Annotated in this window: 22 protein-coding genes and 2 tRNA genes; 14 read left to right on the top strand and 10 right to left on the bottom strand. The window is 41.8% G+C overall.

Annotated features, from left to right (window positions below; translation table 11 throughout):
* Positions 1-80 precede the first annotated feature (80 nt).
* From HMPREF1534_RS09995 to HMPREF1534_RS10045, 12 genes are all read left to right on the top strand, one after another.
* Entirely contained in the window at positions 81-1,571 is a 1,491-nt protein-coding gene (locus HMPREF1534_RS09995; protein WP_005940005.1) for a S41 family peptidase, read from the top strand.
* A gap of 1,613 nt (positions 1,572-3,184) precedes the next feature.
* Positions 3,185-6,409 carry a fimbrillin family protein gene (locus tag HMPREF1534_RS10000; RefSeq protein ID WP_005939996.1) on the top strand — a complete coding sequence of 1,075 codons (3,225 nt, stop codon included), beginning with the start codon at positions 3,185-3,187 and terminating at the stop codon, positions 6,407-6,409.
* 102 nt (positions 6,410-6,511) lie between these two features.
* Entirely contained in the window at positions 6,512-6,784 is a 273-nt protein-coding gene (locus HMPREF1534_RS10005; RefSeq protein ID WP_022507287.1) for a PqqD family protein, read from the top strand.
* Between the two features lie 27 nt (positions 6,785-6,811).
* Positions 6,812-7,921, top strand: coding sequence for a nucleotidyltransferase domain-containing protein (locus HMPREF1534_RS10010; protein ID WP_005939990.1), 1,110 nt, complete (start codon positions 6,812-6,814; stop codon positions 7,919-7,921).
* A 3-nt stretch (positions 7,922-7,924) separates the two neighbouring features.
* The gene (locus HMPREF1534_RS10015) at positions 7,925-9,547 is read left to right on the top strand and encodes an ABC transporter ATP-binding protein (RefSeq protein ID WP_005939987.1); all 1,623 of its coding nucleotides are present in this window, start codon (positions 7,925-7,927) and stop codon (positions 9,545-9,547) included.
* A 7-nt stretch (positions 9,548-9,554) separates the two neighbouring features.
* Entirely contained in the window at positions 9,555-10,439 is an 885-nt protein-coding gene (locus tag HMPREF1534_RS10020) for a phosphoenolpyruvate carboxykinase (ATP) (RefSeq protein WP_005939984.1), read from the top strand.
* On the top strand, positions 10,417-10,863 hold the full coding sequence (locus HMPREF1534_RS0118980; protein ID WP_018452526.1) for a S24/S26 family peptidase: 447 nt from the start codon (positions 10,417-10,419) through the stop codon (positions 10,861-10,863). Before HMPREF1534_RS10020 ends, HMPREF1534_RS0118980 begins: the two co-directional genes overlap by 23 nt.
* A gap of 62 nt (positions 10,864-10,925) precedes the next feature.
* Positions 10,926-11,684 carry an exodeoxyribonuclease III gene (locus HMPREF1534_RS10025; protein WP_005939978.1) on the top strand — a complete coding sequence of 253 codons (759 nt, stop codon included), beginning with the start codon at positions 10,926-10,928 and terminating at the stop codon, positions 11,682-11,684.
* Positions 11,685-11,946: 262 nt separating this feature from the next.
* On the top strand, positions 11,947-12,345 hold the full coding sequence (locus HMPREF1534_RS10030) for a 6-bladed beta-propeller (protein ID WP_005939974.1): 399 nt from the start codon (positions 11,947-11,949) through the stop codon (positions 12,343-12,345).
* A gap of 12 nt (positions 12,346-12,357) precedes the next feature.
* A complete protein-coding gene (locus tag HMPREF1534_RS10035; RefSeq protein WP_005939971.1) occupies positions 12,358-13,161 on the top strand; it encodes a hypothetical protein in 804 nt (267 codons plus the stop codon).
* 8 nt (positions 13,162-13,169) lie between these two features.
* Complete coding sequence (locus tag HMPREF1534_RS10040) at positions 13,170-14,369, top strand: 6-bladed beta-propeller (RefSeq protein WP_005939968.1); 1,200 nt, start codon at positions 13,170-13,172, stop codon at positions 14,367-14,369.
* A 19-nt stretch (positions 14,370-14,388) separates the two neighbouring features.
* A complete protein-coding gene (locus tag HMPREF1534_RS10045; RefSeq protein ID WP_005939965.1) occupies positions 14,389-16,131 on the top strand; it encodes a hypothetical protein in 1,743 nt (580 codons plus the stop codon).
* A gap of 1 nt (position 16,132) precedes the next feature.
* Here HMPREF1534_RS10045 and HMPREF1534_RS10050 read toward each other — a convergent pair whose 3' ends face one another.
* The 5 genes from HMPREF1534_RS10050 to HMPREF1534_RS10070 all read right to left on the bottom strand — a co-directional run bounded on the left by HMPREF1534_RS10050 (position 16,133) and on the right by HMPREF1534_RS10070 (position 18,575).
* Entirely contained in the window at positions 16,133-16,837 is a 705-nt protein-coding gene (locus tag HMPREF1534_RS10050) for a pirin family protein (protein WP_005939963.1), read from the bottom strand.
* A 170-nt stretch (positions 16,838-17,007) separates the two neighbouring features.
* Positions 17,008-17,080, bottom strand: a tRNA-Gly gene (locus HMPREF1534_RS10055).
* 8 nt (positions 17,081-17,088) lie between these two features.
* A tRNA-Tyr gene (locus HMPREF1534_RS10060) sits at positions 17,089-17,171 on the bottom strand.
* Between the two features lie 110 nt (positions 17,172-17,281).
* Entirely contained in the window at positions 17,282-17,779 is a 498-nt protein-coding gene (gene ribH / locus HMPREF1534_RS10065; RefSeq protein WP_005939960.1) for a 6,7-dimethyl-8-ribityllumazine synthase, read from the bottom strand.
* 118 nt (positions 17,780-17,897) lie between these two features.
* Positions 17,898-18,575, bottom strand: a complete 678-nt coding sequence (locus HMPREF1534_RS10070) for a tetratricopeptide repeat protein (protein WP_005939958.1) — start codon at positions 18,573-18,575, stop codon at positions 17,898-17,900.
* A 150-nt stretch (positions 18,576-18,725) separates the two neighbouring features.
* On the opposite strand from HMPREF1534_RS10070, the gene recF reads away from it, so the two are divergent.
* Entirely contained in the window at positions 18,726-19,841 is a 1,116-nt protein-coding gene (gene recF / locus HMPREF1534_RS10075) for a DNA replication/repair protein RecF (RefSeq protein WP_005939955.1), read from the top strand.
* Positions 19,838-20,128 (top strand): DUF721 domain-containing protein, encoded by a 291-nt coding sequence (locus HMPREF1534_RS10080; protein WP_005939952.1) that lies wholly within the window; start codon positions 19,838-19,840, stop codon positions 20,126-20,128. Before recF ends, HMPREF1534_RS10080 begins: the two co-directional genes overlap by 4 nt.
* On the opposite strand, the gene HMPREF1534_RS10085 is transcribed toward HMPREF1534_RS10080, so the two are convergent.
* Genes HMPREF1534_RS10085 through HMPREF1534_RS10105 form a run of 5 tightly spaced genes read right to left on the bottom strand, consistent with a single transcriptional unit; the run spans position 20,129 to position 25,300 of the window.
* Positions 20,129-20,689 carry a 5-formyltetrahydrofolate cyclo-ligase gene (locus HMPREF1534_RS10085; protein WP_032932387.1) on the bottom strand — a complete coding sequence of 187 codons (561 nt, stop codon included), beginning with the start codon at positions 20,687-20,689 and terminating at the stop codon, positions 20,129-20,131.
* On the bottom strand, positions 20,592-22,340 hold the full coding sequence (locus tag HMPREF1534_RS10090; RefSeq protein WP_005939945.1) for a S41 family peptidase: 1,749 nt from the start codon (positions 22,338-22,340) through the stop codon (positions 20,592-20,594). The genes HMPREF1534_RS10085 and HMPREF1534_RS10090 overlap by 98 nt, the downstream gene beginning before the upstream one ends.
* A gap of 14 nt (positions 22,341-22,354) precedes the next feature.
* Entirely contained in the window at positions 22,355-22,789 is a 435-nt protein-coding gene (locus tag HMPREF1534_RS10095; RefSeq protein WP_005939942.1) for a deoxycytidylate deaminase, read from the bottom strand.
* 4 nt (positions 22,790-22,793) lie between these two features.
* Complete coding sequence (locus HMPREF1534_RS10100; RefSeq protein ID WP_005939939.1) at positions 22,794-23,243, bottom strand: DUF4847 family protein; 450 nt, start codon at positions 23,241-23,243, stop codon at positions 22,794-22,796.
* 14 nt (positions 23,244-23,257) lie between these two features.
* Positions 23,258-25,300 carry a M3 family metallopeptidase gene (locus HMPREF1534_RS10105; RefSeq protein ID WP_005939936.1) on the bottom strand — a complete coding sequence of 681 codons (2,043 nt, stop codon included), beginning with the start codon at positions 25,298-25,300 and terminating at the stop codon, positions 23,258-23,260.
* Positions 25,301-25,335 lie beyond the last annotated feature (35 nt).

Raw genomic sequence — 25,335 nt, 5'->3', positions numbered from 1 at the left:
GATATTGAAAAGATTATTGTATTTTTGTGAAAATGAATATACTTATACGTGGTACTAGGTGTTTCTAAAAAATATCATATATGAAAAAAATCTATTTCCTTTCTCTTTTTTTATGCGTTTTATGCATAATGAGCGGATGCTCTAAAGATGATGATAATGGCGGTGGTCAAGGTAGTGGCGATGGCAGAGTGACAACCGATGAGATTTATTATGCCAACCAGTTTGCTTATGATGCGCTGGATACCTATTATTTGTGGAAAGATGAAATAGCCGCAGAGATGCAGAAGCTTGACCCGAATGTAAATGAGGATCCGATTGGTACCGTAAAAGACATACGATTTAAGGAAAATAATAAGGAGGTAGACAAGTGGACCATGATGACGGATGATATGGAAAGTCTCATTAATAACATGGATGGGGTTGCCACTACTTACGGTTATAATCTGATGCTTGGCAAGTTTTCCAACTCCGAAAATTATTTCTTTATCGTGGCGTTTGTTTATGAAGGAAGTCCGGCTTACAAAGTGGGAATAAAACGCGGAGATATCATCATGCAGCTGAATGGGAAAGAGATAACGAAGGACAATTATCAGGAAGCTCTTTATAGTTCGAATATTACTTTGGGCATGGGTGAGCAGAAAGACGGGTACATTGGGTTAAGCGGACAGACCCTAACGCTTGATGCCGTTACAATGTACGAAAATCCAATTCTTGTACATAAAACATTTGATGTCGGAGGCAAGAAGGTCGGCTATCTGGCATATAGCAGTTTCGATTTGGATTCGGCTGAAAAACTGGTAGATATTTGTTGTCAGTTTAAACAAGAGGGCATTAGTGAACTTATTCTGGATTTGCGTTATAATGGCGGAGGCTATGTTTTTACGGAGAATGTATTGGCATTTATGCTTGCACCGGAGAATGTGGTGAAGAGCAAGGCTGTTTATGAAACAGAAATATGGAATAAGGATTTAATGGAGTATTACAAGAAAAAAGGAGAAGACCTGAATACTTATTTCAGCACTGTTGTCACCAATGGTTCTAAAACTATTGATGTGGGAAGGGCCAATGTAGGCATCACTAAGATTTACGGGCTTATCGGTTCGGGTACGGCATCGGCTTCCGAATCTGTACTTATCGGATTAATACCTTATATGGCAGTGGAACTTATCGGAGGTCAGTCTCATGGTAAATATTGTACGGGAGCGTTGCTCGGTCCTGAAAACATTTATTCAAAGTTCCCAAGCGTTATCAAGAACTGGGGGTTGTATGTAATGATTAACCGTTATGCCGATAAGGATGGCAATAATCCTTGTATGCCCGATGGTTTAAAGCCGGATTATCCGGCTGAGGATAATCCGCTTGACGGTTATCAGTTGGGTGACGAGAATGAATCTTTGTTGAGACTGGCGCTTGATAGGGCAGCAGGTAAAACAGACCGTTCCGGGGCTCGCACTGTTTCTTTGCTTCCGTATGAATTAACTCCAATGACTGTTAATCCATTGTTTGGCAAGCGTATAGATAATACTTTAATAGATAAAATAGAAAGAAAGCAGATAGAAGAATGTAATTAAACATTTGAAATTACTTGTAATTTCGAATCTAAGGGAATGGGCTTTGGGAGTGTGTCAAAACTAACCCGGCCTGTCCGATTATCAGTTGTAGGGGCAGGGTTTGCCTGCCCGAAGAACTGTTTTCGGGCGAGCAAACCTCGCCCCTATGAACTAGACGACAGTATTATCCACGTTTTGATACACCCTGTTTCCTTTGTAGGAATCGAGCCTCTCTGATTTTTATTTTAGCGTTTCCTCTCTTTTTCTTTATAATAAAACTTCATCTACGGAAAGAAAGTACGGGTCGGTCCGAAACTCCTGTGGATGATAAGAGGCAGTCGTTATCTCCTCCGGTTTCCAATCCCCTGCATGCGTTTTTAAGCTTCCTAAGTCGTTTCATTAGCCGGACCAGGCGTTTCCGTCCTTCCGGTTATGCCTGCCTGTCCGTCGAATTACTACAGTCTCCGGCAGCGGACTGTATAGTTCGTTGCAGTGGACCGTACAGTCTGCTACAGTGGACTGTACAGTCCATTGCCGCAGACTGTAATAATCTTCCGTTTAAAAGACCTTGGCCGAACTTGGAAAACGGCTTATTCTTCCCTTTGTTTGTGATATGATATTTAAATCCCCAAGAATAATAAGTGACCCGGATTTTCTCAAAATATTATGCCCACACACTTTTTGACTTGACCCGAAAGTACATAATAAAAGTAAAAAAGTAAATAAGAAATTTTTTTCCTAATTAAGAATATGTTATATTTGTACCGAATATTCTCTTATGCGTAAGGGAATTTATATATTTATTAAGAAGCGTTATTGAAATTATCTTCTATCGTCAAACTTCGCAACTTTGATTTCACCTGAAGATGATAACAACAACGCTCACGTCTGTGTTATATACCTGCCATTGGTGTGGCATCTATATATCAAACGGCGTGGGTGGCTGTTGTTTATCCAGGTGAAAGGCATTGCGAAGGCCCGACGATAGGATAAACAAGATACAGCCCTCACGCTTTTTTTTATTAATTGTCATGCAAAGAGGGAAGACATGGCAAGAGTTAACCGTTTTTAGGCAACTAAAACAATGCAGGCGTATGAAAAAACAAAAACACACGCGAATGCCGTTCTTCGCATTCCATTTCACGTCGGGGGACTACAGCGGTGAGATATATACCACCGGTCCGCCAGGAATCTTCCGCCCTCAGACAGCAATTACTGTTTATTTTTGTCAAGTGTCGAAATATGTAATTGGGGCGTATAATGTCTGATTTTTAAAATAGAAAATCATATTAAAATTTTATTGTACAAAGGTTATGAAGGAAAATAGTATTGAAACGTATGAAGCTCCGAAAGTGGAAATCATCGAAGTGGAAGTAGAAAAAGGATTTGCAACCAGTGGTGGTGGCGAAAACGGTAATTGGACTGACTAAAGAAATGTATGAGGGGGTGTCAAAACGTGGATAATACTGTCGTTTAGTCGGTAGGGGCGAGGTTCGCTCGCCCGAAAACAGTTTGTTTTGTGTCTTCGGGCAGGCAAACTCTGCCCCTACAGCCGACGATGGGATAGACCGGTTTGGTTTTGACACACTCCATTTGTAATGTTAGAAATAATTCATGAAAATAAAAAGCAAATTATGAAATTTAGATATTTAATAAGTTTGGCTGTGGCAACCGCTTTGTTGACCGGTTGTAACAACGAAGACGACTTTGGTACGAAGGTCACGAATGGAATGTTAAGAGCCACCATGGAAAGCAATGCTTCCGGTATGGCACGTGCAGGATTTGATGCTAATGGAGCATTTTATTGGTCGGAAGGTGACCGTTTGGGTGTAACCATGCAAAACGGAGCCGATTATACCACCGGTTTTACAGCTCTTACTTTGGTTGAAGGCGGGGCCGGTCAAGCCACGGCTTCCTTTAGTGGAGATATGACGGGAACTATAGCCGGTTATGCAGCTTATCCTTATAATGACGGACACGCTGTCTCAACGACTAATGGTACTATAACGCTTACTTACAATTTCCCGAAAGAGTACAGCTATACTAAAGTAGATGCTGATTATCAAACGGATACCAAAGGTAAAGGCAATAGTTATAACCCTGCCATGTGGGGAAAGATTGAGAACAGTAATGTAGCATTGAAGCATTTGGGAGGTGTGTTTTGCATTAAGTTTGCCAAATTGCCTGTGGGGGATAAACTCAAACTGACTTTCACGGCAGATCAAAAGATAGTCGGTAAATATACGGTAACATTATCAGGTAGTGAACCTGAATTAGAAGCCACAACTGCTACAGACGATTCGGAAAAGACTGTCAGTATTGCTTTTGGCAACACTGCCCAAAATACTTCCGGTACATTTTACATTCCTGTGCCGACAGGTAATTATACCAATGTACGTGTGAAGATATTGAATGATACGGAAGAATTGGCAAATGTCTTTGGCGGCAGTTATACCATAGCTCGTAAAGACTTGAAGAAATTGTCTATTTCCAGCGGAACGATTACCGGTGGCGAAGCCCAGACGGTATCTTCTGTGTCTGAGGTTGCCGATGCTTTAGGGAAGAATACGGCCGTAACCGTATCGGGTGAGGTTTCAGGTACGAGTAATAAGATAGAGGTGCCTGCTGCACAATCACCCGAGACTCCTATAAGCATTGCTTTCCAAAGTGTGGCATCGGGAGCTAAAATAGAATTTGAAGATAAAGCAACTAGCGAAACTTCATCATCTGTGAAAGACATGACGATTGCTCTGCCGGAAACTGAGAGTGTTGAAGTGGCTCCGGTGGTAAATGTTAATATGCCGAATACGACTGTCACATTATCTTCAAACGGAGGAAGTACTACCATAAAGGAGGCAACAGCTTCTACAGCCGAAAACACACTGGTCGTTGATGCAGGAGTAACAATCACTAAGTTGATTGTGAAGAAAGGGAATGTGAGAGTGAAAAAGGGTGCAACAATCACTGCCATAGAACGGCATTCAGAGAATTCCAATGTAGTGAAAGTCTTTGTGGAATCGGGTGCGAAATATCCTGATTTATCTGCCAATACAAACTTTGAAATAGTTGATGCGGCAATAGCGGAAATGGAAGCGGTTGCCAAAGCCGGCGGAAACTTTATTTTGGAACAGGATGTTACTCTTTTCCGACCGTTGGTTGTTGAGGGAGCATTGACACTTGATTTGAATGGTCATAGCATAAAGGCTAAGACTACGGGGCTGGAACAAGTGCTGAATACTAAGGATGCGGTGGTTCTTGTACGTCGTGGTGCCCAACTGACTATCAATGACAGCAGTAACGGTAAAGGTAGCATTGATTATAATGGGGTGGAAAGTGTTTATACAGCAGTGAAGTTGACTGATGGCAATGATACCGGTAGTGAAGTGGCAAAACTGACAGTAAACGGTGGTACGCTTAAGGGTTATTATTACGGTATCAGTGGTAATGGTACTCGTCATGGAACCGAAGTGGTTATTAACGGTGGAGCAATTACGGCTGCAAATACTGGAGAAGGTACAGCCATTTATCATCCACAAGACGGATTATTGACAGTTAATGGCGGTACTGTCAGTGCACCGACCGGTATAGAAATGCGTTCGGGTACATTGACTGTCAATGCGGGTGCAATAAAGAGTACAGTATCTACCTTTGATGAGAAGGGCAATGGCAGTGGTACGACTATGACCGGTGTGGCAGTTGCTGTCTCACAGCATGTTACCGATAAAGACCTTAAAGTGGTTATTAATGGAGGAACACTGACAGGTCCTTATGCTTTGTATGAAAAGGATTTGCAAAATGAGACCGGAACTAAGGCTTTGGAAATAAAAGATGGTATCTTTGAAGGGCAAGTATATAGTAAGAATTGTACTGCTTTTATCAAAGGTGGTACATTCTCTGATGTAAGTGCTTTGGAATCAAAAGAAAGAGCATTGATTTATTTGACAGATGATGCTAAGCTCAGTTTTGTATTGGGCAAAGATTGTACTGTTTCTCCCTTTATTGTACTTGCATCTCAAGTAGTGAATATTGATCTTAATAAGAAAACATTGACCATTGATGATAATCTTGAAGGCAGAACATTCATCTTGGTGAAAGGAGGTAGTCTTAAATTGACTGATGGAAATATCACAGATAATGAAATGGGAATATCTCTTGCGGCAGATAATGCTAAATTGGAATTGGATGGTATCGTTTATAAAGCAACGGCTGCAGATGCTGCAGGTATATTGAATGACAAAAATGTTCAGGAGACCTCTATCATAGTTAAAAACTCCACAATAACGAGTGGATATTATGCAGTTAATACTAATGCTCATACGAATCCGGTGGTAGGTAGTACAAAGATAGTACTTGAAAATTCTCACTTTATTGCTACTGAAACAGCTCTCTTGGTAAATATTCCGTCTACGGTGAATATTGATAATTGCACATTCTCAGGAAATCATCAGGCTGCTTTTTTGCGTGGAGGAACTTATACGATTAAGAATTCTTCATTTACGCTGAAAGCTGAGCTTGAGAGTACTCACGGTGAGAATAATCACATGAAACAATGGCAAGACGGTAACAGAGCAGCATTTGCAGGTATAACAATCGGTAATTATTTGAATGGGGCTTATCAATATCTTACCACGGTTACTATGACGGGTGTTACAGTAAACGTAGAGGGTACTCATGCTTCTTCATTCCCGGCTGTGCATGTTTGTGCGAATGCAGCAGAGGATAAAGGTGTAACGCTCACTTATGATGGCTCTTGCTCTTTCACTTCAACTTATGATCCGGCTGTGGAATATGGTACTGCTAATATTACCGTGAACGGAGAGGCTGTCAAGAGCAATGTAAAGCAGGAAACAAGCAACTGATAATTATTAAACAAAAAAGTTTGTAATACTCATCAAAAGAAAGCCGTTTCGTCCGTTATGGTTCGGTTGGACGGCTTTCTTTTCTTAAAGTATGAAATTATTATGCGAATCAATACGAAATTCAAGCTCCGCGATATAGCCGGAGAAACTATTATTGTCAATCAAGGTACGCCCGAAGCCGACCTTACCCGCATTATCTCTCTTAATACTTCGGCACGGCTTCTTTGGAATGAGCTTTCGGACAAAGACTTTTTGATAGAAGATGCTGCGGAAATATTAATGGAGCATTATTCTGTTTCGGAAGAAACGGCAAAGAAGGATGCAACGGTTTGGGTGGATGCCTTGAAGAAATGCGGTATCATATCGGCTGATTAAAAAATTATATGCTAAAGTTTATCTAAAATGAAATTGGATATTACGGAACAAATGCTTTTTGCCTTGTTGCGTTCTGCCTTGCATGGTACTCATGCAGATGCAACAATCTTTGCCGGTATCACTTCCGAAGCTTGGCAGGAATGTTACCGCTTGTCTGTTCGACAGGGTGTAATGGCACTTGCCTGGGATGGTTTGATTACTCTTCCCACAGAGTTACAACCACCCAAATCCTTAAAAATAAATTGGTGGCTGGCGGTAGAAAGATGTGAAAAGAGATATCGGTACTATTGTCGGGTTATATCCGATTTATCGACATTCTATGCCACACACGGCATCACTGCCGTGCAATTAAAAGGAGTGGGGTTTGCCAATAATTATCCTATTCCTTCTCACCGTGAGGGAGGTGATATTGATATCTTTACCTATTCTGCCGATTCTTCCGGTCTGAGTGATAGGGAAGCAAACTCTCTTGCCGACAAGCTGATGAGAGGCCGGGGAATAGAAGTGGATTTTTCGCATTCGCAAAAGCACAGTATGTTTTATTATAAAGGTATTCCGATAGAGAATCATAAAAAATTCCTGAATACGGAAATATACCGTACGGCTGTTTCGATGGATATTTTGTTGCGGAAGCTTCTCCGTCCCCGGCTGACAGTGCTTGATGGCAAGTATGAGGTGCTGACTCCCTCGCCGGATTTCAATACTGTTTTCCTTGCTTTTCATTCGGCACAGCATTATGCACTTGGTTTTGCCATGCATCACTTATGTGATTGGGCATGCCTGTTGAAGAAGCAGGGACTGAAGATACCCGAAGGAGTGACGGATGAACGTTTTCTGAATATGATTTATGCACTTACACATTTGTGCAACCGCTACTTGGGTACAGAGGTTCTTGTCATGAAAGGAGGGGAAGAGCTGGCGGAGAATTTATTAAAGGAAATGCTTCATCCCACTTATAATATAAATGTACCGGCTACCGGTAAATGGGGAATATTGGTCTATAAACTGAAGCGGATGTTACATATTCATCGTTTGTGTGACAGTGTGATGCGTGTATCTTTAGTAAAGTGGCTTTGGATATCTGTTATCCAACATGTACGTTTCCCACAATCCATATTCCGCCGAACGGTATCATAATTTATGTTGAAAGAAATCTATCATTTATTATTGCCCTCGGAGCGAAGAATGGGGATGAGGGTAATAATGGCTGTGTTTTTCAGTGCGTTGCTGAATTTTGCCGGACTTGCAGCTTTAATACCGGTACTTCTTTTTTTGATAGAAGAGAAAGAAGAAAAGGGAGAAGCCCTATTGTTTTGTCTGTTGGCTGTCGGGTTTATTTTATTCAAAAATGTATTGGTCATGGGATTGTCCCGTTTTCAAAACTATTTTTTATTGTCTTTGTATAAACGATTAAGTTTTTCTCTTTTTTCTTCTTATTATCATCGCGGAATCTTGTTTATCAGTCGGTTGGGCAGCACTCGTTTGGGATATGAGGTGAACTACGTATGTTATGCTTTCAGTATGAGTTTGTTGTCTCCGTTGCTGAATATGACTGCTGATGTATTACTTATTTTATTGGTTACTGCGGTACTGTTGGTATATGCACCGATGACGGTGCTGATGTTATATCTTGCTTTTTTCCCTTTTATGTTGATGTATATATTCGGAATAAAAAGGCGGATAAGGTATTATGGTAAAAAGGAGTTGTTGGCACGGCGCGAACAGACACGTATTGTCACCGAAGCTTATAAAGGATATGCCGAGCTGGAAGTAAACCATGCATTTCCTTCCTTGCAACATTCTTTTCTGAAGGGTTTGGATACGATTTCTTTTTGCCGTTTGAAGCTGGAGACGGTGTATCATCTGCCGCTTTGCCTTTCAGAATTATCAGTTGTTATAGGACTCACACTGCTTGCATTGTCCGGGACGGGAAATGTGAAGGCGTTGGTGGGAATCTTTGCCGTGGGTGCCTTTCGTTTATTGCCGGCTTTGCGTGAATCGCTTTCTGCATGGACTCAGATACAGAATTCCGTTTTTTGTCTGCGGATAATAAAAGCAGGAATGGAAGATTTATTTTCAACATTCGAAGAAAAACCGACAGCCGGGTTATCTTTTGAAAAAGAAATTGCAATATCCAATCTTTCGTATACTTATCCGGAAGGAAAGAGAGTCTTAAAGGAGTTTGATTGTACGATTCGGAAGGGAGAGTATATTGGTATTCGAGGTTCAAGCGGTATAGGCAAGTCCACTTTGTTCAATCTTTTATTGGGATTCTTGAAGCCTGATGGAGGGGAGATACGGATAGACGGTGTTCTCCTTTCAGCAGAGAACAGGAAGTTATGGCATCGCCGGATAGGTTATGTGCCGCAGGGCGTTTTTATTCTTGACGGGACACTGGCTGAGAATGTTGCATTGGGATGTTGTGATATCAGTAAGGAGAAAGTGAAGCGGATATTACGGCAGGTGAGGCTGGATGAATGGGTGGATGAGTTGCCGCTGGGAATAGATACGCTGCTGGGTGAAAGTGGGGCACGTTTGTCGGGAGGGCAGAAGCAAAGAGTAGGGATCGCACGTGCGCTTTATAAGGAGGCGGATATATTGTTGTTGGATGAGGCTACTTCAGCGTTGGATACGGCAACCGAATGCGAAATAAATGAGATGATATGCGGACTCAGAAATGATTATCGGGGGCTGACGGTTTTATCAATAGCCCATCGTGAGAGTTCGCTGGCTTTTTGTAATCGTATAATAACTTTAAATTGAAAAGAAAATGCATAATATATATAAGGTAGGCGGCCACTGTTTTAAAGTATCGGGCAGTATTCTGTGTTCTGTCCTGGAGCGAATGGCTGGGTTTGCTCCTTTTGAGGTTGCCGAGGGGGATTATAATGTACCGGAATTCTTTTTTATGGAAGGAAAGTCTGGGAATATTCCTGCTTTTTGTGAACGGCAATATGTGTTTGCTCATGAAGGGGTGGAAGGAATCTTCGGATGTACTGCGGGCGGTTATTTGTTAAGATTATCTCCGGTAAATGAAAAAAGTCTTTTCCTGTGGACTGATAATGAAGTAAATGTTTGTTATCTGTGCGGCAACTGGTCAGCTCGCTTAGTGCGGTTTGCCTTGTGGATTGGCTATGGGATACAGACGGCAATGTCGGATACGGTGGCTATACATAGCAGTTGTATCGTATATCGTCAAAAGGCTGTACTGTTTTTAGGGGAAAGCGGTACAGGAAAGAGCACTCATACTCGTTTGTGGCAGAAGTATCGGGCAGGAGCCGTATTGTTGAATGATGATAGTCCGGTGGTGCATGTCGAACATACCGGAATATGGGTTTATGGCAGTCCATGGAGCGGGAAAACTCCTTGTTATAAAGCAGAGCGATATGAACTGGCCGGTTGTGTGAGACTGTCACAGGAAACTTCCAATCGGATGGTCAGATTAGGGATATTGCGGTCTTATGCAGCTCTTCATCCTTCTTCTCCTCCGGAGTTTGCTTATGACAGGAGACTTTATGAAGGTATCGGTACCACATTAGGGAAAATTGTTTCTCAGGTTCCTTTTTATCATTTGGCCTGTTTGCCGGATAGAGAGGCTGTGGAGTTGTCTTGTCGTACTTTATTTGCAGAGAATGATGAAGCGGTTGCCAAATGATTGTTTCTTCTCTCTTGTAGAGGATGATATTCATCATGGGAAGAGTGTACGTTTTCGGATGAAAGGCAGTTCTATGTTTCCGTTATTACGCGAAGGAAAAGATGAAGTGGCGGTTTATCCATGTAAGGCAGAATCTTTGAAACCTATGGATGTGGTTTTGTTTCGTTATCGTGGCCGGTGTTTGCTTCACCGGATTGTCGGGATGAAGGATGGTCGGTTTATTATGCAGGGGGATGGTGTTTGTGCGTTTTATGAGGAGTGTACAGCTGCGGATATTATCGGAGTATTGGGAATGGTTTATCGGGTTTCAGGACGTGCCGTGTCGGTTTCTTCTTTGCGTTGGCGTATCTTGAGCCGTTTATGGCGAAGCTTGGGAGTTTTCAGGAAAGTAGGTTTGTGTATTTTTCATCGTATTCTGTTTTGATAAATATGCTTTTGTGCTTACTTTTGCTGCTGAAAGTTTTTACCTAAAAAAATAAAAGAATCATGTTGAAACTCATATCATGGAATGTGAACGGCCTGCGTGCCTGTTACGATAAAGGTTTTGCCGATGCCTTCCGTCGGCTGGATGCTGATTTCTTCTGCTTGCAGGAGACTAAGATGCAGGAGGGGCAATTGGATGCTCAATTTGAAGGATACCGTTCTTACTGGAATTATGCAGAAAAGAAAGGTTATTCGGGCACAGCTGTTTTTTCTCGTCTCGAACCTCTTTCGGTAACGTACGGGATGGGCATTGACGAGCACGACCACGAAGGACGTGTGATTACTCTTGAGCTGGACTCATTCTTCCTGATTACGGTTTATACGCCCAATTCTCAAGATGGGCTGCGCCGTTTGGAATATCGTATGAAATGGGAAGATGACTTCCGTGCGTATTTAAAGAAATTGGAGGAAAAGAAACCTGTCATCGTCTGTGGCGACCTCAATGTGGCGCATCGTGAGATTGACTTGAAGAATCCGAAAACCAATCGCAAGAATGCCGGATTTACGGATGAAGAACGTGCTAAGTTTACTACGCTGCTCGATTCGGGATTTACGGATACTTTCCGTTATTTCTACCCGGAGCAAGAGGGAATTTATTCATGGTGGTCCTATCGTTTCAAAGCGAGAGAGAAGAATGCCGGCTGGCGTATTGATTATTTTCTCGCTTCTGCTTCTCTGAATGATAAGTTGAAAGGGGCGGCTATTCATACGGATATATTTGGTTCGGACCACTGTCCGGTGGAGCTGACAATAGAATTATAGCTTTGTGCATTCGGAGTGTGTCAAAGCGTAGATAATGCTGTCGTTTAGTTCGTAGGGGCGAGGTTAGCTCGCCCGAAAACGATTTGCTTTGTGTATTCATCCCTTTAAAAAAGAGTTTTTAATTGTCGCACAAAATCTTCCTTACTACTTGTAACTGTTGAAATATCAGTGACTTGTTTAGTCGCAAAACTTCTTTCATTTCATAATCCGAAATGTTTTCTTCTTCTATATCTTTGCTTCGAAATTTAAATAGAATACGATTATGAAAAACAAAGCACAGGTATGGATAGGAGTTGTTTTAACTCTGTTGATATTAGGCGCATGCCAATCCGCTTCTTTAGAAAAAAAGGATGTTTGGGTGGCAGATGTACGTTCGGCTATGGAGCAGAATACTCCTTTTTCGATGAAGGATGATGTGATGGGAATAGAATATATTCCTTTGGAAACGACGGATTCGTGTTTGATAAGTAATTTGACTTATTTGATAATGGATGATGATTTCATCTTTGTTCAAAATGGTAAGACAGACCAGGTATTTAAATTTACCCGACAAGGAAAGTTTGTATGTCAGATAGGCAGGGTAGGGAATGGTCCGGGCGAATATGCTCCTTGGACGATAGAGAATATTTCGTTGGATGTAAATAAGAAAGAAGTTTTTTAAAATAGCAGGCGGTTGCCGGCGTTTGTCTATTCTTATGATGGTGAGTTTCTGCGCACCGATACCACAACGGTAGAGGCTGTGGAAAATCGCTATCTGTTGAATAATGGCTCATTTGCATTGTCGGGAGCTTCGATTACTCCTATTCAGCAATCTCCTTGGCTGGTTGCCCTTAAAAATGAAAAGAATCAGATGATGGCAACCAAATCACCCTTTCCGGCTAATGTTCCGGCAGAAGCTTGTTATATGCAGGAAATACAATTCGTTCCTTTTCAAAATTCGGCTTTAGCTTATACGCTTTGCAATGATACTGTGTTCCGGGTGACGGAAACAGGTATTCGTCCTGCTTGTGTTTATGATAAAAAGAACGGAGCCGAATATAACGAAAAGATAGCAGACATCAATGAAATGGCTAAAGACAATACAAATACATTATCTACTATAGAGTTGTTCACCTTTTTTAAAACTTCACGTTATTTCTATTTCCGGACTATTGTCTTGTCCAAGCCGGAAAAGTGCTTTTTCCAGCGTTTGGATAAACGGACGGGAGAATTCTTGTCTCAGCCGGTCAAACAAGATTTCATGGAATTGTCGGTTGGATTTAGTGATGGCAATGTAATAGGAATGGAGAATGATTGGGATGGGGGAGTGCCTTTCTGTCCGAGATATATTTATAAAGACAGAATTTGTGTGCAGGTCATTAATGCCGTGACATTGGAGAAATTGGAGAATAAAGGATATCTGAAAGATAAACCGGTTGCTTTGCAGTTGGATGCTGATGATAATCCGATGGTTATTGTATACACATTTAAAAATTGATTATTGCTATGAAATTATTTAAGTACTTTTGTTTATTGTCTTTTATGGCTTCTTGCAGTTCGGAACAAACTCCTCAGGAGTTACTTTCGGTAGATTTGAGAAGTGGTATGGATCATCCGTCAATGCTTGCTTTGCAAGATGAGATAGAAAGTGTGGAATACATTCCGTTGGAAACAACGGCAGATCCGGCTTCTTTGCTGGATGGAGTGTCCGAATATGCCGTGACAAGTAATTATATTTATGTTTCTCCTGTTAAGGAACAGCGTATCGTGCAGTTCGACCGGAAGGGACAGTTTGTCAAGACACTGATTCCTTTCGGTCAGGGACCGGGTGAATTTAGCGATTTCCTGATGGGGATGCAGGCTGACGAAAAAAATAACCGTCTCTATTTGTTTTGTTCCAATAAAATAATGGTCTATACCTTGGACGGTGAGTTTATTCAGAGTCTGAATCACGATTATACGATTGTTTATCAGCGCATGGTGGGCCAAGATTGTTTTGCTTCAGTTGCTTTTCCATACGTGCCTTTTGAAAGCGGTAGTTATGGCTTGGGAGTTTTTTCGGATAAAGCAGATACGATTGCAATGAAGAACGACTTTTCTTCTCCTTTAGTATCTCATGAGAAAGCCGGGTTTACTATTGCGTTGGCAACAGCTTATTCCGATATGGAAGAATCCGTTTTGTTTAAGACAGGCAGCAATGATACCGTCTTTAGAGTGACGGCGGATGACATTCTTCCGGCGTGTGTGTTGAGGACGGGTAACTCGGATAAGGAAGTGATACGTTCATTGGATGCCACTGATTTTAGTTCGCTGAAAAGAAAGTTTGGAGAGGATTATGACATTTTTGTGTCTGATATGTTTGAAACTCCTTCCAATTATTATTTCCGTTGCAGATATAATGCGGGGCATTATGTTGCTTCTGTCCATAAGAAGACAGGGCAGGTATTGGCAGAGAAGTGTGCGCAACCGGGAGATATCCGGGCATTGGGAGATGCTAATTTGCTTTACGGAATGCTCGGAACCAAGAGCTATCAGGATTTTCCGGTATGGGGACGTACGCAGGGTGATTGTTTGGTTCAATTGCTCACTGCCTATGAGTTGCATCTGTATAAAGAAAAGTGCAATATAACTGTTCCGCCTGAGTTGAAAGAGGTTAATGATGATAGTAATCCTGTTTTTATTGTATATAAATTGCGGAGAGTTTAAAAAGTGATATTTTTGTGATATGATAAAAAAACGTTCGTTTATCTTGTTGTCTGTCTGGGTAGTCATTATAGGGTGTTTCAATGTTGCATGCAGTGGGGAGAAACATACTTCTCAATTGTCATGGGGAAAGTATTATCTGTGGAATGCACCCGATTCTGCTTTTCAGATATTGAGAACAATTCCCTCGCCGGAGAAACTTTCTAAAGAAGAATATAGTCTTTATGCCTTGCTCATGACACAAGTCATGCACAGGTGCGGACAGGAAATATCTTCTGATTCGCTGATTGATATTGCCGTGAAGTATTATTCATCTCATGGCACTTCCGATGAAAAGGCGTCCGCTTTTCTGTATAAAGGGTATGTATTGGAAAGTTTAGGAAAGGATAATGAGGCCATATATGCTTATAAGCAGGCGGAAGAGGCAGTGAAGTCTGCAAAAGATTTACGGATTCATTTTCTGGTGTATGTGGCATTGGGACATATCAACGGGCGGTATGCACATTATGAACAATCTGTTGGCTATTATAAGAAAGCATTGGATTTGAACCTGTCTGTCCCCTCATGGAAAGCCATGGGGGGCAGCTCGGCTTTTATTCCGCTTTATTTGGGGCAAGGTACGCCCCGGTATAATGAAGAGGTGAAATTGGTACAGGATAAATTCTTTGATATAGTAAACCGGATGGATTTTAGTACTCAGGAAAAGATATACTATCGCTTGGCGCTGGTAGAAAAGGATAAGAAGAACTGGAATGAGGCGGTCTCCTTGCTGAAGCAGGCACAGGAACGTACTTCTACGGCTGAGGCGCGGCGTGGATATGATATCGAACTGGCTGAAGTGTATAAAAAGTTGGGTAAAGGCGCAACGGTGGACAGCCTGCGTGTTGAAGTGCTGAAATCTTCCCGTCCTAAGTTAAGAGCATCGGTATATAAAGATATGTACAGAGAGATGCAAGCAAAGGGATTTGAGCGTGAAGCAGCCCTATATATGCAGCATTATATTAATGAACTGGAGTTGCTGTTTACATCGGGGAGCCGTGCCGAATTATTGGAGATAGAAAAGAAATATGATTATTCGGCAGTACTGAGACAGAGTAATGATTATCGCAGTCGCTGGACTATAACGATATTGATAACGATAGCTTCAGTGTGTACACTAGCCTTACTGCTGTGGGGAAGCTGGAAGTTTTTCCGTTATCAAAAACTGGATATCCTGCGTAATTATAAAAAGGATGCTTCTATCCTTCAGGAGCAGATTGATACACTTCAGGAGCAGATAGAAGAAAACCAAGGGGAAGCCAAGAATTTACAGGAGCAGATGCAAGCCCTTGAAGAAGAGAAGAAAAATAAAGAATTGCGTATTCGTCAACTGGAGGTGACGTTTCGCTCCAAACATATTTCGCTTCCTGTTGAAACCGTGGAAGCTGCTCAGACTTATTTGCGGATTGTATCAAAAGAAAATCCGCGTTATAATCCGGCCGAAGACCGTGCCAAGCTGGAACATTGGCTGAATGTATCACGTCATCGTTGGGCAGACCGCCTCGAAGCGCTTTATCCTTCGCTTACGAATAATGAAAAAGACATTTGTTTCTTATTTGTGTTGGGGCTTGGTTTTGATGATATTGCCGATTTACTTGGGGTTCAAGCCCGTTCTGTCGACCGTGTGGTTTATCGTATATGCAGAAAAATGGGGTTGGGACAAGGCAGCAAGGAAGAATTTGTGGCGCAAATCAACCGGATGGGTGAATGTGCCACAAATAAATAATTTATAAAGCTACTTCAATAGCCAGTACTTGTGATTCTTCATTGGTTTTAATGATGATGCTTTCGGTATCCCATATACCGATACCGTCACGGCGGGTCAGGTTTTCATCGGCTATATCTACGTTGCCTTCTATAATGAAGAAATAGACGCCTGTATGTGGTTTGTGCAAATGATAGCTCACTTTATGATTGGCACTCAGTGTTCCCATTGAAAACCACGCATCTTGCAGTAAATGTGCCGGAGTGTTTCCATTGGGCGAGATGAAGGTTGCTAATTCGTTGTGCTTCATTAACGGAAGGATATTGTAATTATGATATTCCGGTTCTGTCTCTTCTTTATTGGGGATTATCCAGATTTGCAGAAGTTCAAGATCTTTTTCATTACTGCCGTTATATTCGCTGTGATAGATACCTTTTCCTGTGCTCATTACTTGGATTTCTCCGGGCGTGATGATACTTTGGTTCTCTATACTGTCTCCATGTTTTAAATAACCTTTTAGTGGGATGGAAACCACTTCCATATTTTTGTGTGGATGCATATCAAAACCTTCTCCCGGCGAAATCCTGTCATCGTTCAGTACACGCAAGGCACCAAAGTGGATTCGTCGCGGATTATAATAATTTGCGAAGCTAAATGTGTGATATGTCTTTAACCAGCCATGATTAAAATATCCTCTTGATGTAGCTCTATCAATAATAGTTTTCATACTTGTCCTTTCTTTGTTTAAAAGTTATTGATATGTATATAACAAAAATAGACTCTGAAAAGTTTTCATGCTGATTGTCAAGGGAAGGAGAGAATGTTTTTATAGGGGGACACTGTTTATCATTATAAATAATAAGAGGATACCCGAAAAGGATATCCTCTTATCTTAAGAGCGGAAGACGGGGCTCAAACCCGCGACCCTCAGCTTGGAAGGCTAATGCTCTATCAACTGAGCTACTTCCGCAATTTTTGTGGGCAAAGATGGATTCGAACCACCGAAGTCGAAAGACAGCAGATTTACAGTCTGCCCCATTTGGCCACTCTGGTATTTGCCCATTCGCTTATTAAGAACTCCTTAATTCTCTTATTGAGGAGGTTTGTTTCTCAATTGCGATGCAAAGGTACGACTTATTTTTGAATATGCAAATTATTGCAGAACTTTTTTTCAAAGTTTCTGCAATTTTCTTTTAAAGTCGACCATTTTTATAGCTGTAACGGCTCCTTCATCTCCTTTATTACCCAATTTTCCACCGGCGCGATCTTCAGCTTGTTGCATGTTATTGGTTGTAATCAGTCCGTAAATGACGGGCACGTCGGTTGTTGCATTCAGGTGGGCGATACCTTGAGTGGTGCCGGCACATACATAGTCGAAGTGGGGAGTATCTCCGCGTACTACACAGCCTATTGCTATGACTGCATCTACTTTGCCACTTTTAATCATTTGTGCAGAGCCATAAGTTAATTCGAAACTTCCGGGGACTGTTTGTACCAGAATGTTCTCGTCTTTAGCTCCGTGTTTCTTTAAAGTATTGACAGCACCTTCCAAAAGAGGACCGGTAATATTGCTGTTCCATTCGGATACTACGATACCAAAACGCATATTTTCTGCATCGGGTACGGAATTGAAGTCGTAATCTGATAAATTATGATACGCTGTTGCCATAGTTTATATGAATTAATAAGGCACGGATTTCGCGGCTTTCACAGTTTATTCTAAGAAGAGAAACCGTGTGTGTCCGTGTAATCCGTGCCTACGATATGATTAAAAAATATCTTCTTTCTTATTTGATGGATGCACGTTCAATATACTTATCAATATCCATTGACTGATAAGAATTGAAGTACTTGTTTTTAATCAAAGTGTAAGCATTCACAGCTTCGCTGTTCTTACCCAACTTTTCATAAATCTGTCCTGCCTGAATCAGATAGATAGGGCTTAATGCCTGACTGTCTGCTTTGTCGGCTGCTTTCATCAGGGTAGCGGCAGCCTTGTCCAATTGCCCTGCCTGAGCATAGCAGTTACCCATTGTTCCGAGTAGAGCCGGACTTACCAGCTGATCGTCAGCGCTGAACTTATTCAAGTATTTCACTGCCTCTTCATATTTACCTAATTGTGCATAGCACACACCTGCGTATGCATTAGCCAGATTACCGGCTGCTGTTCCGCTGAATTCATCAGCTACCTTCAGAAAACCTTTGTAACCGATGCTGTCACCGTTCAGTGCAGTTTCAAAATTGTCGGCTCCAAAATATTGTTCTCCTTTGAATAAAGCTGCTGAAGCTTTGATTTCATTCGGCTCAGAGATGAAATGCTTGTAACCCATGAAGCCTGCAATGATGATTACAACTGCCGCAATAGCTCCCAGAATTCTACTTTTGTACTTGATAATGAATGCTTCGGAGGTACTTAAAGCCTCTTCCATATCCAAAGGGTCTTGAGTGTGTTTTTTTTCTGCCATTTTTATATTTACTTTTTATTATTTTTCTGCTATAGTTTTCGGACAGCAAAAGTAGTTCATTTATATGTATTAATGAAATTTACAGGCATATTTTTTTAGGTTTTACCGTTTTTATCCCTAATTTTGTGGCTTAAATCAAACAGAAAGTCTATGATACTGAAACGTATTTCGATATTGAATTATAAGAATCTGGAACAGGTGGAACTGGATTTCTCACCTAAGATGAACTGTTTTATTGGTCAGAATGGGATGGGAAAGACGAACTTACTGGATGCGGTCTATTATCTGTCTTTCTGTAAGAGTGCTACGAATCCTATTGATTCGCAGAATGTTATGCATGGTCAGGATTTCTTTGTGATTCAAGGGTTTTATGTAACGGATGAAGGTGATCCGGAAGAAATTTATTGTGGTTTGAAACGTCGGCAAAAAAAGCAGTTCAAGCGTAATAAAAAAGAGTATACCCGACTGTCTGATCATATTGGTTTTGTTCCTTTGGTAATGGTTTCGCCGGCAGACGCCGAACTGATAGCCGGCGGGAGTGAGGAGCGACGCCGATTTATGGATGTGGTGATTTCGCAATATGATAAAGAATATCTGAATGCTTTGATACGCTATAATAAAGCATTGACTCAGCGTAATGTTTTGTTGAAGGCTGAAGTGGAGCCTGATGAGGAGCTGATTTCCGTGTGGGAGGAGATGATGGCTGTGAGTGGAGAGGTCGTGTATAAGAAACGTAGTGAATTCATAGCTGAATTTATCCCCACTTTTCAGTCGTTTTATTCTTATATTTCTCAAGATAAGGAGAAGGTGAATTTATCATATGAGTCTCACGCTATACAGGGAAACTTACAGGAAATCATCAAAGGAAGCCGGCAGCGTGACCGCATTATGGGATATTCGTTGAAAGGGATTCATAGAGATGACCTTATCATGCAGTTAGGGAATTTTCCAATTAAAAGGGAAGGCTCTCAAGGACAAAACAAAACGTATCTTATTGCTTTGAAATTGGCGCAGTTCGACTTTTTGAAGCGGACAGGCAGCAATACCACCCCTCTATTGTTATTGGATGATATTTTTGATAAACTGGATGCTTCCCGTGTGGAACAGATCGTAAAGCTGGTAGCAGGCGATAACTTCGGACAGATTTTTATAACGGATACCAACCGGGAACATTTGGATAAGATTTTGGAGAATATCGAAGGGAAATATAAAGTGTTTGGAGTAGAAAATGGCAGTGTTGCAGAACGGAAAGGAGATACAGAATGAAGCGGAATGATGCGGAACAAATAGGAGATATGATTCGTAAGTTCTTTCGTTTGAACGGACTGGAGTCTCCTTTGAATGAATATAGGCTGGTACAGGCATGGAAAGATGTAGTGGGACCCGCTATTGCCGGTTATACAAGCAACCTTTATATTAAGAATCAGATTCTTTATGTACACCTCACTTCTTCCGTGCTCCGTCAGGAACTGATGATGGGAAGAGACTTGTTGGTGAGGAATTTGAACAAGCAAGTAGGTGCACAGGTTATTGTAAATATTATTTTCCGGTAATTATTGGTAAAGGGAAATCTTTCCTTTTTCCGTCCATACCTCGTGCATCGGTTTGTCAAATGATTCTGTCGGTATCTCGTCACTTACCTGAAAATCAAAACAAATACCCACATTATAAGAATGGAGTTGGGGAAGTAACCGGTCATAATATCCTTTCCCTCTACCTAATCTATTGCCATTTTTATCAAAAGAAACACCGGGGATGATGGCAAAATCTATTTGAGTGTAATCAGTAAATGCTTCACCTGTCGGTTCTTCTATATGATAGGCTTCACCGGTTTGCAGATTTTGTGGACCTGTATAACGGCGGAGCTCCAGAATATCTCCTTTGACTACCGGCAGAAGGATGTCCTTCTGCCGATACCATTTCTCTATAAAATCATGCGTCTGTACTTCATCACCCAATGAGTAATAAAGCAATACCGTCTTTGCTGCAATGAAAAGCGGATGTTGTTCCAACTTGTTAAGCAAAGCAATGGAATTCGCTGTCAACTCTGTGGCGGTGTGACGGCTTTTTTCCTGTGCTATCTGCTTGCGCAGTTTCTTTTTTATTTCCTTCATCGTTGACTTTTATTTCTACGGTTTCTTCGGGAGCCTTAGGGAAAGATTCTCCTTTTTCCAATACTTCCAGTGCTTTAAGTACTGTCTTGTCGGTTTGGTTCAGGTATTGGATATAGGCTTCTATGCCCAACATGTTATAAATGATATTACCGTATAAGTTCTTTTCAAATAATTTCTGTGACTTATACATCAGGATATTGCGGCGTTTCAAGCCTTTTTTTTCTGCAAAGCGGGCGAATTGTTCCAAGATATTCTGACGCTTCAAGTACTGTAGCAAACTTGCTTCCGTATCATATTTCTGCAGCTCCGCACGATGGGTATCTGTGTATTGGAAAGAGAATTGAATGGTTAGGCCCCTGCTTACTGCTGCTGTATAATAGGAAGTAACTCCCGTTGTATCTTGGGGAACAAAAATATCGGGCATGATGCCGCCTCCGCCATAAACCGGACGTCCGTTGGCGGTGTAGTAAATAGTACTGTGGTCTTGCTTGATACTGTCTTGCGAGAAGAACTCACCGTGTTCGTAGCGTTTTACAAGATCCATTTCATAGTTCATATCGTTTCCTTTGACGTAAGGCTTCTGGATGCAACGTCCTGAAGGAGTATAGTACCGTGCGATAGTGAGTCGGATAGCCGAACCATCGCTGAAGTCGATGGGTTGCTGTACCAATCCTTTGCCAAAAGAACGGCGACCGATGATGGTTCCGCGGTCATTGTCCTGAATGGCACCGGCAAAAATTTCGCTGGCAGAAGCAGAACCTTCGTCTGTCAGTACGATAAGCGGCATTTTTTGGCTGCTGCCTGTTCCGTTAGAGTGATAATTTTCACGAGGAGATTTGCGTCCCTGAGTGTAAACTATCAGGTTATTTTTGGGAAGGAATTCATTCACCATTTGAATAGCGGCTCCCATGTAGCCTCCGGTATTGCCGCGTAGGTCGATAATCACACCTTTGCAGTTGTCTTGATTTAGTTTTGCTAATGCAATCAGCAGTTCGGGATATGTTGTTTCCCCGAATTTATTGATTTTGATATAACCGAATTTTTCGTTCAACATATAAGCAGTATCCACACTCTTGACAGGGATATCACCGCGAATAATGGTAAAATATAGCGGTTCTTTCTCTCCCGGACGATAAACACCCAGTTTTACTTCGCTACCTTTGGGCCCTTTCAGACGTTTCATTGATTCGTAGTTGGTTACTATCTTGCCTACGAAAGCTGTATCGTTGACAGAGATGATGCGGTCGCCTGCCATCAAACCTACCTTTTCGGACGGGCCTCCCTGAATGACATTGCTGATATGAATTGTGTCTTGCTGGATGGTAAATTGAATGCCGATGCCGCTAAAGCTTCCTTTCAAGTCGGAGTTTACTGCCTCCAGGTCTTTGGCAGGAATGTAAGAAGAGTGGGGGTCGAGTTCCCCTAAAATTTGAGGCATTGCATCTTCTACCAATTCGTTCATCTTCACAGTGTCCACATATTGGTCGTCAATGATGCGCAACAGGGCGTTTAACTTATTGGAGGAAGTGTTGATGATACCTAACCGATTACCTGAAAAATGGTTAGCGTAAAAAGTTCCAATCAATATTCCGGCTACGATGCTTACGGCAATGATAATCGGTATAAAACGGGATGTACGGTTTTTGCTCATATTTTTATTTACTATTATTCATTGGGGTCGATATAAATTACTTCGATGTTGGCTCGCTTCAATAGTTCCAGTCCATCTTCCAATCGGTATTTCTCGGAGTAAACCACTCGTTTGATACCTGCCTGAATAATGAGTTTGGCACATTCAATGCAGGGAGAAGCGGTGACATACATGGTGGCTCCGTTGCTGCTGTTGTTGGAGCGTGCAATCTTGGTAATGGCGTTGGCTTCGGCATGCAGTACATAAGGTTTGGTGACTCCATTGTCATCTTCGCACACATTTTCAAAACCCGATGGAGTGCCATTGTATCCATCTGAAATAATCATTTTATCTTTAACGATTAATGCACCTACCCGGCGACGTGTGCAATAAGAATTTTCTGCCCAGATGCCGGCCATGCGGATGTATCGTTTGTCGAGTTTCAGTTGTTTTTCTTCGTTGGTTTCCATGTGATTAATTATGTCTGAGTTGGATAAAGCTTTTCTTGTCTTCGGGAGCCAGTCGCAGATAATTGCTGTCTCCTTTATAAAAGCGGGCATTTACCAGTGCATCCATAAACTTGTTACTTAGATTAGTGGAGTTACGGCGGTCTTCGATGTTGATGCTCACCGAACGGTCTTTTCCATTTGCTTCCCAAATGCCTTCAAAGGTGATATTTTGTGCCGAAGCCTTGAATGTATTGTCATTATTGAAAACGATGGTAAACTTTTGGATAACTTCCAGTGTGGCGTTGTCATCTTTGGGAGTAAATTCGGGTGTGCCGGCATCGTCGAGTCCTCCGCCATAAAAATTGATCAGATACCAAGTGCCACTTGAAAAAATATCTTCTATGTTATCTTCGTTATTACAACTCCACAATAATGGAAGTGTTATTAATAGGTAAAGAATTGATTTCAGTTTCATTTCTTTTCTTGTTTTTAGTTGATAATTCCATTTCGTCTCAGTAATGCCTCAATGCCGGGCTCTTTTCCGCGGAAGCGTTTATAAAGCGTCATAGGATGTTCCGTTCCACCTTTGGACAAAATGTTCCGGCGGAAAGAATCGGCCACTTCCCGGTTGAAGATTCCTTTTTCTTTAAATAGCGAGAAAGCATCCGCATCCAGCACTTCTGCCCATTTGTAGCTGTAATATCCGGCGGAGTATCCTCCTGCCATGATGTGCGAAAACTGTACGGACATACATGTCTCGGCCGGAGAAGGTAAGACTTGCGCTTTTTTCCATGCTTCTTTTTCATAGGTACGCACATCTCCGTCAAAGGGAGTCTTGCGGGTGTACCACGCCATGTCCAGCAGACCGAAGCTCAGTTGGCGGAGACAGGCGTATGCAATATTGAAATTGGATGCATCCACTATCTTTTGAATGAGTTGTGGCGGGATTTGTTCACCTGTCCGGTAATGTTTGGCAAATGTATTGAGAAATTCTTTCTCGATGGCAAAGTTTTCCATGATTTGTGAAGGGAGTTCCACAAAATCCCAATAAACACTTGTACCGCTCAGTGTGGCGTAAGTGCTGTTGGCAAATATGCCGTGCAGGGCGTGACCGAACTCATGCAGGAAAGTATTTACTTCCGAGAAAGTGAGTAGTGCAGGTTTTTCTGCCGATGGCTTGGAAAAGTTCATCGTAACGGAAATATGTGGGCAGCTGTTGATTCCGTTTTCTATCCATTGCTCTTTATAGCTGGTCATCCATGCCCCTGAGCGTTTTCCGGCACGAGGGTGAAAATCGGTGTATAGTACGGCCAAAAAGCTGCCGTCTTCATCAAATACTTCATAAGCATCTACATCCGGATGGTAGACGGGAATCTCTTTGTTTTCCTTAAATGTGATACCATACAGGCGGGTAGCTAATCCGAATACTCCTTGTTTTACTTGACTGAGTTCAAAATAGGGACGTAGTTCTTCTTCATTCAGCTTAAACTTTTCATTCTTCAGCTTTTCCGAATAATAGGCCCAGTCCCAAGGCATTAATTGGAAATCGTTACCTTCCAGGCGGTGGGCTAATTCTTCCACTTCTTTCACTTCCTGATGCGCGGTGGGAGAGTAGGCTTCCAGCAGTTGGTTTAGTAGTTGGTAAACGGATTCTTCTGTTTCTGCCATACGTTTCTTCAGTACGTATTCTGCATAATTGGAATAACCGAGAAGTTGTACCAGTTCCATACGGATATTAACCAGTTGCTTGATTATGTCCATGTTGTTGTACTCGTTGTCGTGAGTACATTGCGTATTATAGGCCATGTAAAGCTGTTGTCGCAGTGTACGGTCTTTGCAGTATTTCATGAAAGGAACGAAGCTGGGTGCATCCAATGTGATGATATTGCCTTCTTTTCCTTTCTCTTTGGCTGTTTGGGCGTATGATTCAAGCATACTTTCGGGCAGACCTTCCAGTTGACTTGTCGTTAGAGAAAGTTCATAATTATTGGTCTCTTTCAGCAGATTCTGTGAAAAGCGCAATGCGAGTACGCTTAATTCGGTATTGAGCCGACGGTATTTTTCCTTTGCTTCTCCTTGCAGGTTGGCTCCGCTTCTTATAAAGCCGTCATAGGTCTTTTGCAGCAGCATACTGTCTTCTCCGTTTAAAGTCAATTGATCTTTCCGGTCGTAGACAGCTTTAATACGTGCAAAAAGTTTTTCATTCAGACTGATACTGTTATTATGCTCTGCCAGTAAAGGCATCATCTTTTCTGCCAGCTCCTGCATCTCGTCGTTAGTTTCAGCACTCAGCAGGTTACCGAAGATGGTGGTTACTCTTTCAAGTAATGACCCTGATCTTTCCAATGCCACAATGGTGTTTTGAAAATTGGGTTTCTCCGCATTATTGACGATAGCATCAATCTCTTCGTTTTGCTCTTTCATTCCCTCCCGGATAGCCGGTTCATAATGTTCTACTTTGATTAAGTGGAACGGAGGGGTATGATGAGGTGTATTATAAGGCTCTAAAAACGGGTTTTTTGTTTCTGTCATAACATTATTATATTTGACTTACAAAATTGCTAAAA

This window comes from Phocaeicola massiliensis B84634 = Timone 84634 = DSM 17679 = JCM 13223 (assembly GCF_000382445.1).
GTDB classification, from domain to species: Bacteria; Bacteroidota; Bacteroidia; order Bacteroidales; family Bacteroidaceae; genus Phocaeicola; species Phocaeicola massiliensis.
Note: the sequence above shows the minus strand (reverse complement) of the source record. Positions and strands in the feature narration are given on the sequence as shown.

Coding starts and splice junctions, on each gene's coding strand:
- HMPREF1534_RS10005 (WP_022507287.1), top strand. CDS start 6,512: ATGCGAATCAATACGAAATTCAAGCTCCGCGATATAGCCGGAGAAACT.
- HMPREF1534_RS10020 (WP_005939984.1), top strand. CDS start 9,555: ATGCATAATATATATAAGGTAGGCGGCCACTGTTTTAAAGTATCGGGC.
- HMPREF1534_RS10025 (WP_005939978.1), top strand. CDS start 10,926: ATGTTGAAACTCATATCATGGAATGTGAACGGCCTGCGTGCCTGTTAC.
- HMPREF1534_RS10100 (WP_005939939.1), bottom strand. CDS start 23,243: ATGAAACTGAAATCAATTCTTTACCTATTAATAACACTTCCATTATTG.
- HMPREF1534_RS0118980 (WP_018452526.1), top strand. CDS start 10,417: ATGATGAAGCGGTTGCCAAATGATTGTTTCTTCTCTCTTGTAGAGGAT.
- HMPREF1534_RS10105 (WP_005939936.1), bottom strand. CDS start 25,300: ATGACAGAAACAAAAAACCCGTTTTTAGAGCCTTATAATACACCTCAT.
- HMPREF1534_RS09995 (WP_005940005.1), top strand. CDS start 81: ATGAAAAAAATCTATTTCCTTTCTCTTTTTTTATGCGTTTTATGCATA.
- HMPREF1534_RS10050 (WP_005939963.1), bottom strand. CDS start 16,837: ATGAAAACTATTATTGATAGAGCTACATCAAGAGGATATTTTAATCAT.
- HMPREF1534_RS10040 (WP_005939968.1), top strand. CDS start 13,170: ATGAAATTATTTAAGTACTTTTGTTTATTGTCTTTTATGGCTTCTTGC.
- HMPREF1534_RS10010 (WP_005939990.1), top strand. CDS start 6,812: ATGAAATTGGATATTACGGAACAAATGCTTTTTGCCTTGTTGCGTTCT.
- HMPREF1534_RS10080 (WP_005939952.1), top strand. CDS start 19,838: ATGAAGCGGAATGATGCGGAACAAATAGGAGATATGATTCGTAAGTTC.
- HMPREF1534_RS10045 (WP_005939965.1), top strand. CDS start 14,389: ATGATAAAAAAACGTTCGTTTATCTTGTTGTCTGTCTGGGTAGTCATT.
- recF (WP_005939955.1), top strand. CDS start 18,726: ATGATACTGAAACGTATTTCGATATTGAATTATAAGAATCTGGAACAG.
- HMPREF1534_RS10095 (WP_005939942.1), bottom strand. CDS start 22,789: ATGGAAACCAACGAAGAAAAACAACTGAAACTCGACAAACGATACATC.
- HMPREF1534_RS10015 (WP_005939987.1), top strand. CDS start 7,925: ATGTTGAAAGAAATCTATCATTTATTATTGCCCTCGGAGCGAAGAATG.
- HMPREF1534_RS10090 (WP_005939945.1), bottom strand. CDS start 22,340: ATGAGCAAAAACCGTACATCCCGTTTTATACCGATTATCATTGCCGTA.
- ribH (WP_005939960.1), bottom strand. CDS start 17,779: ATGGCAACAGCGTATCATAATTTATCAGATTACGACTTCAATTCCGTA.
- HMPREF1534_RS10085 (WP_032932387.1), bottom strand. CDS start 20,689: ATGAAGGAAATAAAAAAGAAACTGCGCAAGCAGATAGCACAGGAAAAA.
- HMPREF1534_RS10030 (WP_005939974.1), top strand. CDS start 11,947: ATGAAAAACAAAGCACAGGTATGGATAGGAGTTGTTTTAACTCTGTTG.
- HMPREF1534_RS10070 (WP_005939958.1), bottom strand. CDS start 18,575: ATGGCAGAAAAAAAACACACTCAAGACCCTTTGGATATGGAAGAGGCT.
- HMPREF1534_RS10000 (WP_005939996.1), top strand. CDS start 3,185: ATGAAATTTAGATATTTAATAAGTTTGGCTGTGGCAACCGCTTTGTTG.